Origin of the sequence: Catellatospora coxensis (assembly GCF_016862635.1) — a bacterium.
GTDB classification, from domain to species: Bacteria; Actinomycetota; Actinomycetes; order Mycobacteriales; family Micromonosporaceae; genus Catellatospora; species Catellatospora coxensis.
Window position 1 is genome coordinate 242983 of the sequence record NZ_BONI01000001.1, and the last position, 15330, is coordinate 258312.

Below are 15330 nucleotides of genomic sequence, written 5' to 3' on the forward strand. Positions count from 1 at the left end.
ACACAGCGGGCACAGGTGTGCGATGCGTCATGGGCCAGCGGGTAAGGTCTAGCGCCGTGCCCGGGAAACTCAGCTCCACCGCACCGCTGCGGCCCGCCCACGTGGCGCCGGTCAGTCTCGCCACGCTCGCGAGCCTCGTCGGGGCCGCGGCTCCGGCAGGCGGGCCCGCGGCCACGGCCGAGGTCCAGGTGACCGGCGTCACCCACGCCGGGGACCAGGTGCGGCCCGGGGACCTGTACGCGGCGCTGACCGGCTCCCGCCGGCACGGCGCCGAGTTCGTGCCCCAGGCGCTGGCCGCCGGAGCGGTCGCGGTGCTGACCGATGCCGCCGGAGCGGCCCACCCGGCCCTGGCGCCCGCGCTCGCGGCCGGGGCGCCGGTGCTCGTCGTCGCGGACGCCCGCGAGGCCCTGGGGCCGGTCGCCGACGCCGTCTACGGCTCGCCCAGCGCCGCGCTGACCGTCATCGGGCTGACCGGCACCGCGGGCAAGACCAGCACCGCCTATCTCGTGGAGGCCGGGCTGCGCGCGGCCGGCCACGTCACCGGCCTGATCGGCACCGTGGAGACCCGCCTCGGCGACCTCACCGTGCAGAGCGTGCGCACCACCCCCGAGGCGTCCGAGCTGCACGCCCTGTTCGCGGTGGCCCGGGAGAGCGGCGTCACCGCGGTGGTGATGGAGGTGTCCAGCCACGCGCTGAAGCTGGGCCGCGTCGGCGGGGTGCGCTTCGCGGTCGGCGGCTACACCAACTTCGGCTCCGACCACCTGGACTTCCACCCCGACTCCGCGGACTACTTCGAGGCCAAGGCGCGGCTGTTCGACGGGCGGTGCCGGGTCGAGGTGCTCAACCTCGACGACGCGGCGCTGCTGCCGCTGCGCCGCCCGGCCACCGTCACGTACTCCGCCCTCGGCGACCCCGCCGCCACCTGGCGCGCCGCGGACGTCGTCGAGCAGGGCTTCGGCCAGCACTTCACCGCGATCGGCCCGGCCGGCCCGGTGCCCGCCGCGGTCCGGCTGCCCGGCCGCCACAACGTGGCCAACGCGCTGCTGGCACTGGCCTGCCTGACCGCGGTCGGGGTCGACCCGCGCACCGCCGCCGACGGCGTCGCGGCCTGCCCGGGCGTGCCCGGCCGGCTGGAGCAGGTCGACGCGCCCGGCCCGGTGGTCGGTGTGGTCGACTACGCCCACAAGGTCGGCGCGATCGAGGCCGCGCTGCTGGCGCTGCGCTCGCTGGCCGACGTCCGGGGCGGCCGGCTGATCTGCGTGCTGGGCGCGGGCGGCGACCGGGACACCGGCAAGCGCCCGCTCATGGGCGCGGCCGGGGCGCAGGGCTCCGACCTGCTCATCGTCACCGACGACAACCCGCGCACCGAGGACCCGGCGCTGGTGCGGCAGGGCGTGCTCGCGGGCACCGCGGGCTTCGCGGCCGAGGTCGTCGAGATCGGCGGCCGCCGTGCCGCGATCGCCGAGGCGGTGGAGCGGGCCAAGGACGGCGACGTCATCGCGCTGCTCGGCAAGGGCCACGAGACCGGCCAGGAGATCCAGGGCAAGGTCCTGCCCTTCGACGACCGGATCGAGCTGGCGGCCGCGCTGACCGCGCGCTTCGGCTCCGAGACCGCCGTCGCGCCGGCCGGCGGCGCCACCGAACACGCCCCGGCGGCAGAGCAGCACCCGGCCGACCGGACCGCCGAGCAGGAGGAGGCCCGATGATCCCGCTGACCCTGGCCGAGATCGCCGCCGCGGTCGACGGCACGCTGCACGGCGGCGACCCGCAGGCGCGGGTGACCGGCACCGTGGAGTTCGACTCCCGCAAGCTCGGCACCGGCGGCCTGTTCGTCGCGTTCGCGGGGGAGAAGGCCGACGGGCACGACTTCGCCCCGGCCGCCGCGGCCGCCGGCGCGGTGGCGGTGCTCGGCACCCGCGCGGTGGCCGAGCTGCCGACGATCGTGGTCGCCGACCCGCTGGCCGCGATGGCCAGGCTGGCCCGCGCCGTGCTGGACCGCCTCGACACCACCGTCGTGGCGATCACCGGCTCGTCGGGCAAGACCACCACCAAGGACCTCATCGGCGGCCTGCTGAGCGGGCTGGGCCCGACCGTGGCCCCGCCGGGCACGTTCAACAACGAGCTCGGGCTGCCGTACACCGCCCTGAAGGCCGACGCCGGCACCCGCTTCCTGGTGCTGGAGATGGGCGCGCGCGGCATCGGGCACATCAAGGACCTCTGCGAGATCGCCCCGCCGCACATCGGCGTGGTGGTCAACGTCGGGGTGGCGCACATCGGCGAGTTCGGGTCGGTCGAGGGCATCGCCCTGGCCAAGTCCGAGATCGTGCAGGCGCTGCCCGTGGACGGGCTGGCCGTGCTCAACGCCGACGACCCCCGGGTGGCCGCGATGGCGGGCGTCACCGCCGCGCCGTCGGTGCTGGTGGGCCAGGCGGAGGTGGCGGACCTGCGGGCCGTGGACGTGGTGCTGGACGGGCGCGGGCGTGCCTCGTACACCGTGGTGCGAGGTGGCGAGTCCGCGCGGGTGGAGTTGGGCGTGACGGGCGCGCACCAGGTGGGCAACACGCTGCTGGCCGCGGCCGTGGCGCTGCGCTGCGGCATGCCGTGGGCCGAACTGCCCGCGGCGCTGGCCCGGTTGCGCGCGGTCTCGACCCGAAGGATGGATGTTTTCGACCGTGCCGACGGTGTCACGGTCATCGACGACTCGTACAACGCGAATCCGGCCTCGACGGCGGCGGCGCTGCGCGCGCTGCACACCATGGGTGGCGCAGGTCAGGCCGGGCGGCGCACCGTGGCGGTGCTCGGCTACCACGCCGAGCTGGGTCCGGCGGAGCGTGACGGCCACGCGGAGGTGGGAGCGCTGGCGGCTACGCTCGGCGTCGGCCTGCTGATCGTGGTGGGCGAGTCAGCCGCGCCGATCCTCGACGGCGCGGCCTCGGTGCGGCATTGGGAAGGTGAGTCGGTGCTGGTCAGCGATCAGTCCGCGGCGATCGGCGTGCTGCGGGAGCGGCTGCGGTCCGCAGACGTCGTACTGGTGAAGGGTTCGCGCTACCGAACCTGGGACGTGGTGGACGCACTGCGCGAGACGCGCGCCCTCGCGGGCGCGAGTGACGGAGACGGCCACCGATGAGATCCATCATCGTCGCGATCCTGGTGGCGTTCGCGGTATCCCTCTTCGGCACCCCCATTGCCATCAAAGCCTTCACCCGGCTCAAGGCGGGCCAGCCCATCCGCACCGACGGACCGCAGGCCCACCTGGGTAAGAAGGGCACGCCCACGATGGGCGGCGTGGTGTTCATCTTCGCCACGGTCATCGCCTACGTGGTGGCTCACCTGAGCCTGACCACCCTGCCCGAGAAGCAGATCGCCCAGATCACGCCGACCATCACCGCCCTGGTGCTGCTGGGCCTGTTCGTGTTCTCCGGCGCGGTCGGCTTCATCGACGACTTCCTGAAGGTGCGCCGGCGCAACAGCGGCGGCCTGAACAAGCGCGGCAAGCTGCTGGGCCAGCTGCTGGTCGGCGCGGCCTTCGGCATCATCGCGCTGAGCGACCCGGGCTCGAACACCGAGACGGTCGGCTCCACGAAGATCTCGTTCATCCGCGACATCGACTGGCTGGACATCGGCAAGGTCGCCGCGATCGTGCTGTTCGTGTTCGTCGTGCTCGGCGCGACCAACGGCGTGAACCTGACCGACGGCCTGGACGGCCTGGCCACCGGCACCTCGGTGATGGTGATCGGGGCGTACAGCTTCATCGCGGCCTGGCAGTACCAGCACTGGTGCGCCGACACCTCCGGCTACGCGTCGAACCCCACCAACTACTGCTACGCGGTACGCGACCCGCTGGAAGTGGCGATGATCGCCGCCGCGGCGGCCGGCGCGCTGGTCGGCTTCCTGTGGTGGAACACCTCGCCGGCGCGCATCTTCATGGGCGACACCGGTGCGCTCGCGCTGGGCGGCCTCATCGCGGGTCTGGCCATGTCGACGCGCACCCTGCTGCTGCTGCCCATCATCGGCGGCCTGTTCGTGATCATCACGATGTCGGTGGTGATCCAGGTGATCTCGTTCCGGACCACCGGCAAACGTGTCTTCCGCATGTCGCCGCTGCAGCACCACTTCGAGTTGGCAGGCTGGAGCGAGGTCAACATCGTCGTCCGGTTCTGGATCGTCGGCGGCATCGGCGTGGCGATCGGCCTGGGCATCTTCTACAGCGACTTCCTGCGCGTGATGGGGTGACACCGATGTACGAGGGCCGTTCGGTGCTGGTGGCCGGGGCGCGGGTGGCCGGAGCCGCCTGCGCCACCGCCCTGGCGGGCCTCGGCGCCAAGGTGACGCTGGTCGACCGGGCCGCCTCGGCGGAGACCGAGCGGCTCGCCGACGCCGGCTTCACCGTGATCATCGGTGAGCCCGACCCTGGGCAGCTGCTGTCCGGGGTCGACGACCTGGTCGTCTCCCCGGGCTTCCCGCCGCACCACCCGCTGGCGCTGGCCGCGGCCGCCGCCGGGGTCGACGTGTACAGCGAGCCGGAGCTGGCCTGGCGGCTGCGCAAGCCGGACGGGCCGCGCTGGCTGGCGGTCACCGGCACCAACGGCAAGACCACCACGGTCACCATGCTCGCCGCGATCCTGACGGCGGCGGGCCTGCGCACGGCGGCGCTGGGCAACATCGGCATGCCGCTGGTCGACGCGCAGGCCGGCGGCCCCACCGGATTCGAGGTGCTGGCCGTCGAGCTGTCCAGCTTCCAGCTGCACTGGTCCTCGACCTTGGCCCCGCACGGCGGCGCGCTGCTCAACCTCGCCGACGACCACCTGGACTGGCACGGCGGCTTCGACCACTACGCGGCCGCCAAGACCGCCGTGTGGCGCTCGGCGGCCACCGGGGGCACCGCGGTGGGAAACCTCGACGATCCGCGCGTCAGGGCGCTGCTGGAGGGCCTGCACGCCACCCGGATGCCCGGCCCGCTGGTCGGGTTCACCCTCGACGTGCCGCCGCCCGGCTGCGTCGGCGTGGTCGAGGACGTGCTCGTGGACCGCACCGGCGCGGGTGACGCCCACGAACTGGCCACCCTCGCCGACATCCACCCGGTCGGCGCGCACAACGTCGCCAACGCCCTGGCCGCCGCCGCGCTCGCGCTGTCGGTCGGCGTGCCGCACGAGGCGATCCGGCGCGGGCTGGCCGGCTACGTGCCCGAGCCGCACCGCAACGCGAAGGTCGCCGACGTCGGCGGCGTGACCTGGGTCGACGACAGCAAGGCGACCAACCCGCACGCCGCCCAGGCGTCGCTGACTTCGTACGAGCGGATCGTGTGGGTGGCCGGCGGGCAGCTCAAGGGCGTCGACATCGACGAGCTGGTCGCCCGGATCGCGCCCCGGCTGGCCGGGGCGGTGCTGCTCGGCGTGGACCGGGCCGAGATCGCCGCGGCACTGGCGCGACACGCGCCGCACCTGCCCGTGGTCGACGTCGCCCGCACGGATGATGGGGCGATGGCGGAGGTCGTGCACGCGGCCGCCCGGCTGGCCGAGCCGGGCGACACCGTGCTGCTCGCCCCCGCCGCCGCGTCCCTGGACATGTTCCCCAGCTACTCCCGCCGCGGCGACGCGTTCGCCGAAGCGGTCCGCACCCTGCCCACGGCCGGCTGACCGGCCCCGCCTTGCATAGACGTTGGCCTATCACATCGAAAATGAGCCGCTCGTATTCGATGTCATAGGCCAACGTCGATCGCAAGCCGCGGGCGGGTGCCGCCCGTGAGGCGAGGCGGGGCACGCCCGCACAACAGAACAGCACCCCGTTCGCAGCGGCCGAGATCGGAGTCCTCTCGATGACCGGTGACGCCCGTACGGCAGCCCCGCCCGCCGAGGCGGGCACGCCGGCTCCCCGCACGCTGCGGGTGGACCTGTTCACCTGGCTGGCCGCCCTGCGTGGGCTGCTGTCCCGCCCGCTGGCCTCGTACTACCTGCTGCTGGCCAGCGCCGGCCTGCTCCTGGTGATCGGCCTGGCGATGGTGTACTCGGCGACCAGCGTCGCGGCGTACAGCGCCAGCGGCAACGCGTTCGCGGTCATCGCGCAGCAGGTCATCGCCGCGGTGGTGGGCCTGGCCGCGTTCTGGGTCTGCCAGCGCCTGCCGCGGCGTACCTTCCGGGCGATGGCCCCGGTGGCGCTGACCGTGTCGATCGTGCTGCTGGTGCTGATGGACGGCATCGCGCTGCTGCACGCCTCGAAGGTGCTGCCCGAGCCCCGGATCGGCTTCATCCACTCCGAGACGCTGTGGCTGTACCTCGGGCCGATCCAGCTCCAGCCGTCCGAGCTGGCGAAGTTCGCGCTGGTGCTGTGGGGCGCGGACGTGCTGACCCGCAAGGGCAACTCGATCGTGCGGCTGAAGGAGCTGTTCTCGCCGCTGTTCCCGCTGGTGGGCCTGCTGTTCGTGCTGGTCGGGTACACCGACCTGGGCACCATGCTGTGCCTGCTGATCCTGTTCGTCGGCCTGCTCTGGGCGGCCGGCACGCCGATGCGCTACTTCGGCATGCTGATCGGCACCGGCCTGGCCGGCATCGCGCTGCTGATCGTCGCGCCCGGCCTGGGCGGCTACCGGTCGGACCGGTTCGGCGCGTTCTTCCAGACCGACGCCGAGATCATCAGCTGCACCGCCAACGACGACACCTGCTACCAGTCCAAGCAGGGCCTGCTGGCCATCTCCGACGGCGGCTGGTTCGGGGTGGGGCTGGGCAAGTCCAGCCTGAAGTGGAACTGGCTGCCCAGCGCGCACAACGACTTCATCTTCGCGGTCATCGCCGAGGAGCTGGGCGTGGTCGGCTGCCTGGTGGTGCTGTCGCTGTTCGCCGTGCTGACCTTCACCGGGCTGCGTATCGCCCGCCGGGTCAACGACCCGTTCCGCCGGATGGCGGCCTGCGCGGTGACGCTGTGGCTGGTCGCGCAGGCCGTGATCAACATCGGCGGGGTGGTCAAGTTGCTGCCGATCACCGGCCTGCCGCTGCCGTTCATCTCCGACGGCGGCACGGCCCTGGTGGTGACCCTGGCGGCGGTCGGCATGCTGGCGTCGTTCGCCCGCGCGGAGCCGGACGCGGCGCGAGCCCTGCATGCCCGTCCGGCCCCGAAGTGGGCCCAGCTAGTGTGGGCCCCGTTGCCACCCCTGCCGTCGCCGGCGCGACCCGCCGACGCGGCGGCCGCCGCGACCGCGGCGACGGGGGTGGCCAAGGCGCGCGAGCCGCAGGCGAAGGAGCCGGCGTCGCGCGCGGGTGGCCGGTCCCCGGCCGACCGCCGTTCGGGCGGCGCGCCGGGACGGACCACCAAAGCAGGTGGCCCGGGTGAGAGGAGACGGTGATGGTGTCAGGTGACGGCAGGTTGCGGTCGGTGGTGCTGGCCGGTGGTGGCACCGGCGGGCACATCTACCCGCTGCTGGCGTTCGCGGACTGTCTGCGCCGCCACGACCCGGACGTGCGCATCACGTGCCTGGGCACGCCGCGCGGCATGGAGACGGAGCTGATCCCGGCGGCCGGCTACGACCTGCGGCACATCCCGGCGTACCAGCTGCCCCGCTCGGTGAACATGAACCTGCTGCGCACCCCGGACCGGATGTTCCGGTCCACCAGGGCGGCGCGCGCGGTGCTGGACGAGGTCGAGGCGGACGCGGTCGTCGGCTTCGGCGGTTACGTCTCCGTGCCGGCCTACCTGGCCGCCTGGCGGCGGCACACGCCGATCGTGATCCACGAGGTGAACGTGCCGGCCGGGGTGGCCAACAAGATGGGCATGCGCTTCACCGACCACCTGGCGGTGGGTTTCCCGCACCAGCCGCGCCAGGACGAGTCGCTGCGCGGCGCGACCGTGGTCGGCGTGCCGCTGCGGCAGTCCATCTCCACGCTGGACCGGGTCGCGCTGCGCGAGCGGGCCCGCGCCCACTTCGGCCTGGACCCGCACCGGCCGACCCTGTTCGTGTTCGGCGCGTCGCAGGGCGCCCGCTCGATCAACCTGGCCGTGGCCGCCTCGGCGAAGGCGCTGACCTCGGCGGGCGTGCAGGTGCTGCACGTCATCGGGGCCCGCAACGAGGACTTCGACGTGCCGAGCGACCTCGACGCGCCGTACGTGCGGGTCAAGTTCATCAACGAGATGGAGCTCGGCTACGCCGCCGCCGACCTGGCGCTGTGCCGCGGCGGGGCGATGACCTGCGCGGAGACGGCCGCGCTCGGGGTGCCCGCGATCTACGTTCCGCTGCCGTACGGCAACGGCGAGCAGCGGCGCAACGCGCTCCCGGTCGTTGAGGCTGGTGGTGGACTTATCGTGGACGACGGCGAGCTGACCCCGCAGTGGATCGAGCAGAACGTGCTGCCGCTGGTGACGGACCCGGCCCGGCTGGCCACGATGGGCTACGCGGCCGCGGCGTACGGCCGGCGGGACGGCGACGAGCAGCTGCGCACGTTCCTGCTGAACGCGCTGGCGTCGGCGAAGCGAAACTAGGGAGGCGTGCAGTGGAGACGGCGGAGATGATCCCGGCGGGTGTGCTCACCGCGGAGGACCTGGGCCGGGTGCACATGATCGGGGTCGGCGGGGTCGGCATGAGCGGCCTGGCCCGCCTGCTGCTGACCCGCGGCGTGCCGCTGTCCGGTTCGGAGCTGCGCGAGTGGCCCGCGCTGGCGGCGCTGCGGGCGCTGGGCGGCACCATCTACATGAGCCACGACGTGTCGAACCTGGACGGCGTCGACACGGTCATCTACTCGACCGCGATCCCGGCCGACCACGTGGAGCTGGCCGAGGCGCGCAGGCGCGGGCTGCGCGTGCTGCACCGCTCGGAGGCGCTGGCGGCGTCGATGACCGGGCGGCGCACCATCGCGGTGGCCGGCACGCACGGCAAGACCACCACCACCTCCATGATCACCCTGATCATGCAGCAGGCCGGGCTGGCCCCGTCCTTCGTGATCGGCGGGGAGATCTCCGAGGTCGGCTCGAACGCCCACCACGGCACGGGGGAGTACTTCGTCGCCGAGGCCGACGAGAGCGACCGGTCGTTCCTGCTCTACCGGCCGCACGTGTCGATCATCACGAACGTGGAGGAGGACCACCTCAACACGTACGGCACGCTGGCCAACCTGGAGGACGCGTTCGTCGAGTTCGGCACCCTGGTCGAGCCGGACGGCTTCGTGGTCACCTGCGCCGACGACCCGGGCGCGATGCGGGTCACCGCGCGGCTGCGCGAGCTGGGCCGCACGGTGTTCACCTACGGCGAGTCGCCCGAGGCGGACCTGCGGCTGACCGACATCACCACGACCGCCGCGGGCGTGCGCTACCTGGCCTCGCTCGACGGGCAGGAGCTGGGCGAGTTCTCCATGCCGGTGCCCGGCCGGCATCTCGGCCTCAACAGCGCCTCGGCCGTGCTCACCGCGCTCAAGCTCGGCGTGGACCCCGAGGTGGTGGCGGCCGGGCTGGCCGCGCACCCGGGCGTGCGGCGGCGCTTCGAGCTCAAGGGCATCGTGGGCGGCGTACGCGTGTACGACGAGTACGCCTACCACCCGACCTCGATGACCGCGGCCCTGCACACGCTGCGCGAGGTGGCCGGGGACGGCCGCCTGGTCGTGGTGTTCCAGCCCTACCGCATGTACCGCACCCGGGACCTGCAGGAGGAGATGGCCACCGCGCTGGCGCTCGCCGACGAGGCCGTGATCATGGAGGTGTTCGGCCCCGGCGAGGTGCGCGAGCCGGGCGAGGGCGGGGTCGCGCTGACCGCGGCCGTGCCGCTGCCGCCCGAGCAGAAGATCTTCGTGCCGTCCTGGGAGGACGTGCCGGGCGAGGTCGTCCGCCGGGTCCGCGAGGGCGACGTGGTGGTGACCATGGGCGCCCCGCCGATCTCGCTGATGGGTGACGAGCTGATGGCGGCCCTGGCCGGCCGCGCCGAACCGGTCTCCCCGAACGGGTACGTCGCCCGCCACGCCTCACCGGACGCGCGAGAGCCGGCCTGATGCCGGACGGCCCCGACGACGGATCGCGGCGGCGCTGGCGGCTCGTGCGGGCCGGCACCGACGCCGTGCCGCCCTGGGTCCGGCAGTTCATGCGGCGTACCCGGATCCCGCTCTCGCGGGCCGGCCGGGTGCGCCGCAACCGGCGGATCGTGGCCCGGCTGGGCCTGGCGGCGGGCGCGCTGCTGGTGTTCGGCGTGCTGGGCTGGCTGATCTTCGTCTCGCCGGTGCTCGGCGTGCGCGAGGTCTACGTGACCGGCGCGCTGATCCTGGAACCGGACCAGGTGCGCGCCGCCGCGGCGGTGGCCGACGGCACCCCGCTGGCCCGGGTGGACACCGACGCGGTGCGCGCCCGGGTGGCGGCGCTGGCCCCGGCCCGGGAGGTCACGGTGTCCCGCAGTTGGCCGTCCACTCTGGTCATCGAGGTGGTCGAGCGCACACCGGTCGGGGCGGTGCCCAACGGAAAGAAGTATGATCTTTTCGATGATCATGGTGTGATCTACCGTACGGTCTCCGGCGTCCCGTCCGGTGTCGTGCGGGTGCAGTTGGCCACGCCCGGCCCACAGGACGTCTCCACCCAGTCCGCGCTCGCGGTGCTGCGGTCGCTGACCGAGCGGCTGCGGTCCGAACTGGTCACCCTGGTCGTCGAGGGCCCGGCTCGGATCAGGCTGGAGATGTCCGGAGACCGGGTCGTGACCTGGGGTGACGCGGAGAACAGCGAGGACAAGGCGAAGGCGGCGGACGCCCTGCTGGCCAAGCCGGACAAGCGCATCGACGTCAGCGGCGTGCCGGAGGTCGTGACCCTCGGCTGAGCCGCCCGGCGGCCGGTGCGGCGGCGACGTGCGCGAGGTCTCCATAGTGGAAGGCGAGACACGCCGCAGTGGTCCTTGGATCACAGCGTGCCGACGCTTACGTTTCCGTACAAGACAATGATTGACATAACCGTAAGGCTCTAGTAGAGGTTTAGGGTTCCCGCCCCGAACCGCTGCCGGAGCGGCAGTGACCGGAGGTCCGCCTCCGCCGCTGCGGCAAGCTAGGCCGGGTGGGGGTGTTGCCCTCGCCCTTGTGGCACAAGAGCCTCGAAGGAAGGGTCCGATGACACCTCCGCACAATTACCTCGCGGTCATCAAGGTCGTCGGCATCGGCGGCGGTGGCGTCAATGCCGTCAACCGCATGATCGAGGTCGGCCTCAAGGGCGTGGAGTTCATCGCCATCAACACCGACGCGCAGGCGCTGCTGATGAGCGACGCCGACGTCAAGCTCGACGTGGGCCGCGAGCTGACCCGGGGCCTGGGCGCCGGGGCCAACCCGGACGTCGGCAAGAACGCCGCCGAGGACCACCGCGACGAGATCGAGGAGGTGCTCAAGGGCGCCGACATGGTCTTCGTGACCTGCGGCGAGGGCGGCGGCACCGGCACCGGCGGCGCGCCCGTGGTGGCCAACATCGCCCGCAAGCTCGGCGCGCTGACCATCGGCGTGGTGACCCGGCCGTTCTCGTTCGAGGGCAAGCGCCGCCAGGTGCAGGCCGAGTCCGGGATCGAGGAGCTGCGCAACCAGTGCGACACGCTCATCGTCATCCCCAACGACCGTCTGCTGGCACTGGGCGACCGCGGCATCACCATGATGGACGCGTTCCGCCAGGCCGACCAGGTGCTGCTCTCCGGTGTCCAGGGCATCACCGACCTGATCACCACGCCGGGCCTGATCAACCTCGACTTCGCCGACGTGAAGAGCGTCATGAGCGGCGCGGGCAGCGCGCTGATGGGCATCGGCAGCGCCCGCGGCGACAACCGCGCGGTCGAGGCGGCCGAGCGCGCCATCTCCAGCCCGCTGCTGGAGCAGAGCATGGACGGCGCGCGCGGCGTGCTGCTGTCCATCGCGGGCGGCTCCGACCTGGGCCTGTTCGAGATCAACGACGCGGCGCAGCTGGTCACCGACGCGGCCCACCCGGACGCGAACATCATCTTCGGCGCGGTCATCGACGACGCGCTCGGCGACGAGGTGCGGGTGACCGTGATCGCTGCCGGGTTCGACGGCGGCTCGCCGTCTTACAAGCCGGTGGAGATCCCGCGCAAGGTCACCCCGCCGGTGGAGGCGCCCACCCTGCGCCACCCGACGCCGACCAGCACCCCGCCCGCGCAGTCGCAGCGCAAGGTGCTGTTCGACGATGTGGACGTGCCGGACTTCTTGAAGAACGGTTCTTAGTTCTTGGCGCGGTCGCTTACCGCACCAAGGTCATTCGACTTGCCTGGCACCTGGCCGAAAGCGGGCTCAAGATACGCACATGTGCCCGGCAAGTCCGATGATCGAGGGGGGCGGCCGGTCCGAGCGGCAGCTCGGTGTGAAGGACGGCTTGCCACCCGCCCAGAGGCTCTCGTGATCGAAGCTCCGGCCATGCGGTAAGAACAGCATGACCGGAGCTTCCTTCGTCCTGGAGTGGATCTTGAGCGAGCACGACGCGCAGCGGCGCGAGCAGATCGCGGCGAACCTGGCGGCGGTGCGCGAGCGCATCGCGGCCGCCGCCGCGCGGGCCGGGCGTGCGCCGAGCGAGATCACGCTGGTCGCGGTCACCAAGACCTACCCGGCCGCCGACGTGCTGCACCTGGCCGCGCTCGGGGTGGCCGACGTGGGGGAGAACCGGGACCAGGAGGCCGCCCCCAAGGCCGCCGAGGCCGCCGCCGCAGGGGTGGACCTGCGCTGGCACTTCATCGGGCAGCTGCAGCGAAACAAAGCCCGTTCCGTGGCCTCCTACGCCGCGATGGTGCACTCGGTCGACTCGGTGCGGCTGGCGGTGGCGCTGGGGGCCGCGGCGGCGCGGGCCGCCGGCGAGGCCCGGCCGGGGTCGCTCGACGCGCTGGTGCAGATCAGTGTGGACGGTGACCCGGAGCGGGGCGGAGCGCTGCCCACCGGTGACGATCCCGATCGGGCGCTGCTGCGTGTCGCAAATGCGATCGCCGTCCACCCCGCGCTGCGGCTGCGCGGCGTGATGGCGGTGGCGCCGCTGGACTGGGCGCCCGAGCGGGCCTTCGCCGAGGTGGCCAGGTGCGCCGCGCTGATCCGGGCAGCACATCCTGATGCGACGGTGGTGTCGGCGGGGATGAGCGACGATCTCGACGAGGCCGTGGCGTGCGGCGCGACACATGTGCGCATCGGCAGCGCAATTCTCGGAATGCGACCACCCCTGCGGTAGCCTGGCGGCTGCACCGAAATTACACGAGTGTGGTTAACCCACGTGAGTGAAGATGAAGTGCGGCAGGCACTGGCTTCGTGGCGGGCTTTGATGGAGAGCTGGTGTCTGCGCGAGAGCGGCACAGGCACGGGGGTTTGTGCCGCACGGCGGACGGAGGGGCGCGGCAATGGGCGCACTGCGGAAGGCGGGTGTCTGGCTCGGGCTGGTCGAGGACGATGACGAGCACGAGTACGACGAGCCTGCCTACGACAAGGGTTATTCCTCCGGTTACCGCGACCGCGGGGGTCGCCGCGGCGACCGGGCGGAGGACCGCTACTCGCGTGACGGGGGCCGGTACAACGACGACTTCGAGGACGACGACGACCTCGACGAGGCGCCGTCGGTTCCGCGTACCCGGATGGCGACGGATCGTAGCGGTTCGGCGCGGCTGGAGGCGGCGCGCGAGTCGGCGCGGGCGGAGGCCACCCGGCTGAACGTGGAGGCCCGCCTGGAGGCGGCGCGTGCCGAGCGGGCCACGGTCCGCCCGATCACCCGGCCGCTGACCGCGGCCCCGGCCACGGCGTCGGCGACGGGCGGCGCCACCGCGGTGCGCGACAACCTGGCGCTGGCGCCCCAGGTGCAGCCGCAGCAGCGGGTGGCGGCGACGGCCGAGGACGACCGGCGGCCGCAGATCACCACGCTGCACCCCACCACGTACAACGAGGCGCGGCAGATCGGGGAGCGGTTCCGGGACGGCACGCCGGTGATCATGAACCTGACGGAGATGGACGAGGCGGACGCCAAGCGTCTGGTTGACTTCGCTGCGGGACTCGCATTCGGGTTGCGGGGTACGATCGAGCGCGTCACCAACCGGGTGTTCCTGCTCTCACCGGCCAACGTCCAGGTAACCGCCGAGGACAAGGCCAAGATCGCCGAGGGTGGGTACCTCAACCAGAGTTAGTCCTACCGAGGGACTCAGACTGTCGTGTTTTCACCTGTGCTGCAGGTCGCGTACATCGCGATCTACGTCTTCTACCTGGTGCTCCTGGCCAGGTTCGTGATGGGGTACGTGCTCTCGTTCAGCCGGCGCTGGCAGCCGGCGCGGGGGTCGGCCGCCGCGCTCGAGGTGGTGTGGAGCGTCACTGATCCGCCTCTCAAAGCGTTGAGGCGTGTGATCCCACCGTTGCGCATTGGTACCGTGAGCATCGACCTGAGCTCCATCGTCCTGTTGATTATCCTTTTCGTGCTGATGACTATCGTCGGGGCACTGATCCGCGGGTGACCCCCACCCGTGGGCCTGTTCCTCAACGCGGCCGCGACTGACCCGAGGAGTTTCGATGCCGCTCACCCCGGCCGACGTGCACAACGTCGCCTTTAAAAAGCCTCCGATCGGCAAGCGGGGGTACGACGAGGAGGAGGTCGACGCCTTCCTCGATGAGGTCGAGCGCGAACTCGCCCGTTTGATCGAAGAGAACAGCGAACTGCGCATGCAGGTCGAGCGCGGTGGCGGCGGCCGCCCGGTCGGCGGCCCCGGCGGCCCCGACCCGCGGCTGGCGGCGGAGCTGAACGAGATGAAGGCTCAGCTCGACCGCATGCAGCGCGACAAGTCCGCGGCCGAGCAGGCCGCCCGCGCCATGCAGAACGAGCTGGAGCAGCTGCGCGGCGGCGGCATGGCGGCCGCGGCGGCGATGTCCGGCCCCGAGGGCGAGCAGCAGGCCCTGCGCGTGCTGATGATGGCCCAGCGCACCGCCGACGACCACGTGTCCGACGCGCGCCGCGAGGCCGACAAGGTGCTGTCCGAGGCCCGCTCCAAGGCCGAGGAGGTCACCCGGGACGCCCGGGCGAAGGCCGACGCGCTGGAGCGCGACGCCCGCCAGCGCCACCAGGAGGCGATCAGCGGCCTGGACGCCAAGCGCACCGCGCTGCAGCAGCACATCGACACGCTCAAGCAGTTCGAGCGGGAGTACCGCACGCGCCTGAAGGCGTACCTGGAGAGCCAGCTGCGCGACCTGGAAGGCCGCGGCCAGAGCCTGGAGGCCGAGATCGGCCGCGAGGACCGTCCGGCCGGCGGCGGCCTGGCCGCCGCGGGCTCGGGTTCGGGCTCCTTCAACGGCCGCTGAGGCGGCTTCGCCACCGGGGTGACACGACCGGCGTCCCACGGGCGGTCCGTTTCGGCGGACCGCCGGGGCGCGGCGGGTCTCC

The 15330-nt window shown here is 72.6% G+C and carries 12 protein-coding genes and 1 pseudogene; all 13 read left to right on the forward strand.

All coding sequences use genetic code 11. The features are described 5' to 3' along the window. Positions 1–17: 17 nt before the first annotated feature. A pseudogene (locus Cco03nite_RS01115) lies at positions 18–1622 on the forward strand (UDP-N-acetylmuramoyl-L-alanyl-D-glutamate--2,6-diaminopimelate ligase); the annotation flags it as partial. An 80-nt stretch (positions 1623–1702) separates the two neighbouring features. Further along, on the forward strand, positions 1703–3127 hold the full coding sequence (locus Cco03nite_RS01120; RefSeq protein WP_203687976.1) for a UDP-N-acetylmuramoyl-tripeptide--D-alanyl-D-alanine ligase: 1425 nt from the start codon (positions 1703–1705) through the stop codon (positions 3125–3127). Next, positions 3124–4233, forward strand: coding sequence for a phospho-N-acetylmuramoyl-pentapeptide-transferase (gene mraY / locus Cco03nite_RS01125; protein ID WP_203687977.1), 1110 nt, complete (start codon positions 3124–3126; stop codon positions 4231–4233). Before Cco03nite_RS01120 ends, mraY begins: the two co-directional genes overlap by 4 nt. Positions 4234–4238: 5 nt before the next feature. Then, a complete protein-coding gene (gene murD, locus Cco03nite_RS01130; protein WP_203687978.1) occupies positions 4239–5636 on the forward strand; it encodes a UDP-N-acetylmuramoyl-L-alanine--D-glutamate ligase in 1398 nt (465 codons plus the stop codon). Between the two features lie 179 nt (positions 5637–5815). Further along, positions 5816–7336 (forward strand): FtsW/RodA/SpoVE family cell cycle protein, encoded by a 1521-nt coding sequence (locus tag Cco03nite_RS01135; RefSeq protein WP_203687979.1) that lies wholly within the window; start codon positions 5816–5818, stop codon positions 7334–7336. Next, positions 7336–8466 (forward strand): undecaprenyldiphospho-muramoylpentapeptide beta-N-acetylglucosaminyltransferase, encoded by a 1131-nt coding sequence (gene murG / locus Cco03nite_RS01140; protein WP_203687980.1) that lies wholly within the window; start codon positions 7336–7338, stop codon positions 8464–8466. Before Cco03nite_RS01135 ends, murG begins: the two co-directional genes overlap by 1 nt. 26 nt (positions 8467–8492) lie before the next feature. Next, a complete protein-coding gene (gene murC, locus Cco03nite_RS01145) occupies positions 8493–9962 on the forward strand; it encodes a UDP-N-acetylmuramate--L-alanine ligase (protein ID WP_203688057.1) in 1470 nt (489 codons plus the stop codon). After that, complete coding sequence (locus Cco03nite_RS01150) at positions 9962–10771, forward strand: cell division protein FtsQ/DivIB (RefSeq protein WP_203687981.1); 810 nt, start codon at positions 9962–9964, stop codon at positions 10769–10771. The genes murC and Cco03nite_RS01150 overlap by 1 nt, the downstream gene beginning before the upstream one ends. Positions 10772–11054: 283 nt before the next feature. Beyond that, entirely contained in the window at positions 11055–12164 is a 1110-nt protein-coding gene (gene ftsZ / locus Cco03nite_RS01155; protein ID WP_144121468.1) for a cell division protein FtsZ, read from the forward strand. Positions 12165–12369: 205 nt separating this feature from the next. After that, positions 12370–13149: a YggS family pyridoxal phosphate-dependent enzyme gene (locus Cco03nite_RS01160; RefSeq protein WP_203687982.1), complete on the forward strand. Its 780-nt coding sequence runs from the start codon at positions 12370–12372 to the stop codon at positions 13147–13149. Positions 13150–13315: 166 nt separating this feature from the next. Then, on the forward strand, positions 13316–14089 hold the full coding sequence (locus Cco03nite_RS01165) for a cell division protein SepF (RefSeq protein ID WP_203687983.1): 774 nt from the start codon (positions 13316–13318) through the stop codon (positions 14087–14089). A 24-nt stretch (positions 14090–14113) separates the two neighbouring features. Further along, complete coding sequence (locus Cco03nite_RS01170; protein ID WP_203687984.1) at positions 14114–14410, forward strand: YggT family protein; 297 nt, start codon at positions 14114–14116, stop codon at positions 14408–14410. A gap of 55 nt (positions 14411–14465) precedes the next feature. Next, positions 14466–15248, forward strand: a complete 783-nt coding sequence (locus tag Cco03nite_RS01175) for a DivIVA domain-containing protein (RefSeq protein ID WP_203687985.1) — start codon at positions 14466–14468, stop codon at positions 15246–15248. Positions 15249–15330: the final 82 nt, after the last annotated feature.

What these genes read in the sequence shown, in the direction of transcription:
- Cco03nite_RS01120 (WP_203687976.1), top strand. Translation starts at nt 1,703, where the DNA reads ATGATCCCGCTGACCCTGGCCGAGATCGCCGCCGCGGTCGACGGCACG.
- mraY (WP_203687977.1), top strand. Translation starts at nt 3,124, where the DNA reads ATGAGATCCATCATCGTCGCGATCCTGGTGGCGTTCGCGGTATCCCTC.
- murD (WP_203687978.1), top strand. Translation starts at nt 4,239, where the DNA reads ATGTACGAGGGCCGTTCGGTGCTGGTGGCCGGGGCGCGGGTGGCCGGA.
- Cco03nite_RS01135 (WP_203687979.1), top strand. Translation starts at nt 5,816, where the DNA reads ATGACCGGTGACGCCCGTACGGCAGCCCCGCCCGCCGAGGCGGGCACG.
- murG (WP_203687980.1), top strand. Translation starts at nt 7,336, where the DNA reads ATGGTGTCAGGTGACGGCAGGTTGCGGTCGGTGGTGCTGGCCGGTGGT.
- murC (WP_203688057.1), top strand. Translation starts at nt 8,493, where the DNA reads ATGATCCCGGCGGGTGTGCTCACCGCGGAGGACCTGGGCCGGGTGCAC.
- Cco03nite_RS01150 (WP_203687981.1), top strand. Translation starts at nt 9,962, where the DNA reads ATGCCGGACGGCCCCGACGACGGATCGCGGCGGCGCTGGCGGCTCGTG.
- ftsZ (WP_144121468.1), top strand. Translation starts at nt 11,055, where the DNA reads ATGACACCTCCGCACAATTACCTCGCGGTCATCAAGGTCGTCGGCATC.
- Cco03nite_RS01160 (WP_203687982.1), top strand. Translation starts at nt 12,370, where the DNA reads ATGACCGGAGCTTCCTTCGTCCTGGAGTGGATCTTGAGCGAGCACGAC.
- Cco03nite_RS01165 (WP_203687983.1), top strand. Translation starts at nt 13,316, where the DNA reads ATGGGCGCACTGCGGAAGGCGGGTGTCTGGCTCGGGCTGGTCGAGGAC.
- Cco03nite_RS01175 (WP_203687985.1), top strand. Translation starts at nt 14,466, where the DNA reads ATGCCGCTCACCCCGGCCGACGTGCACAACGTCGCCTTTAAAAAGCCT.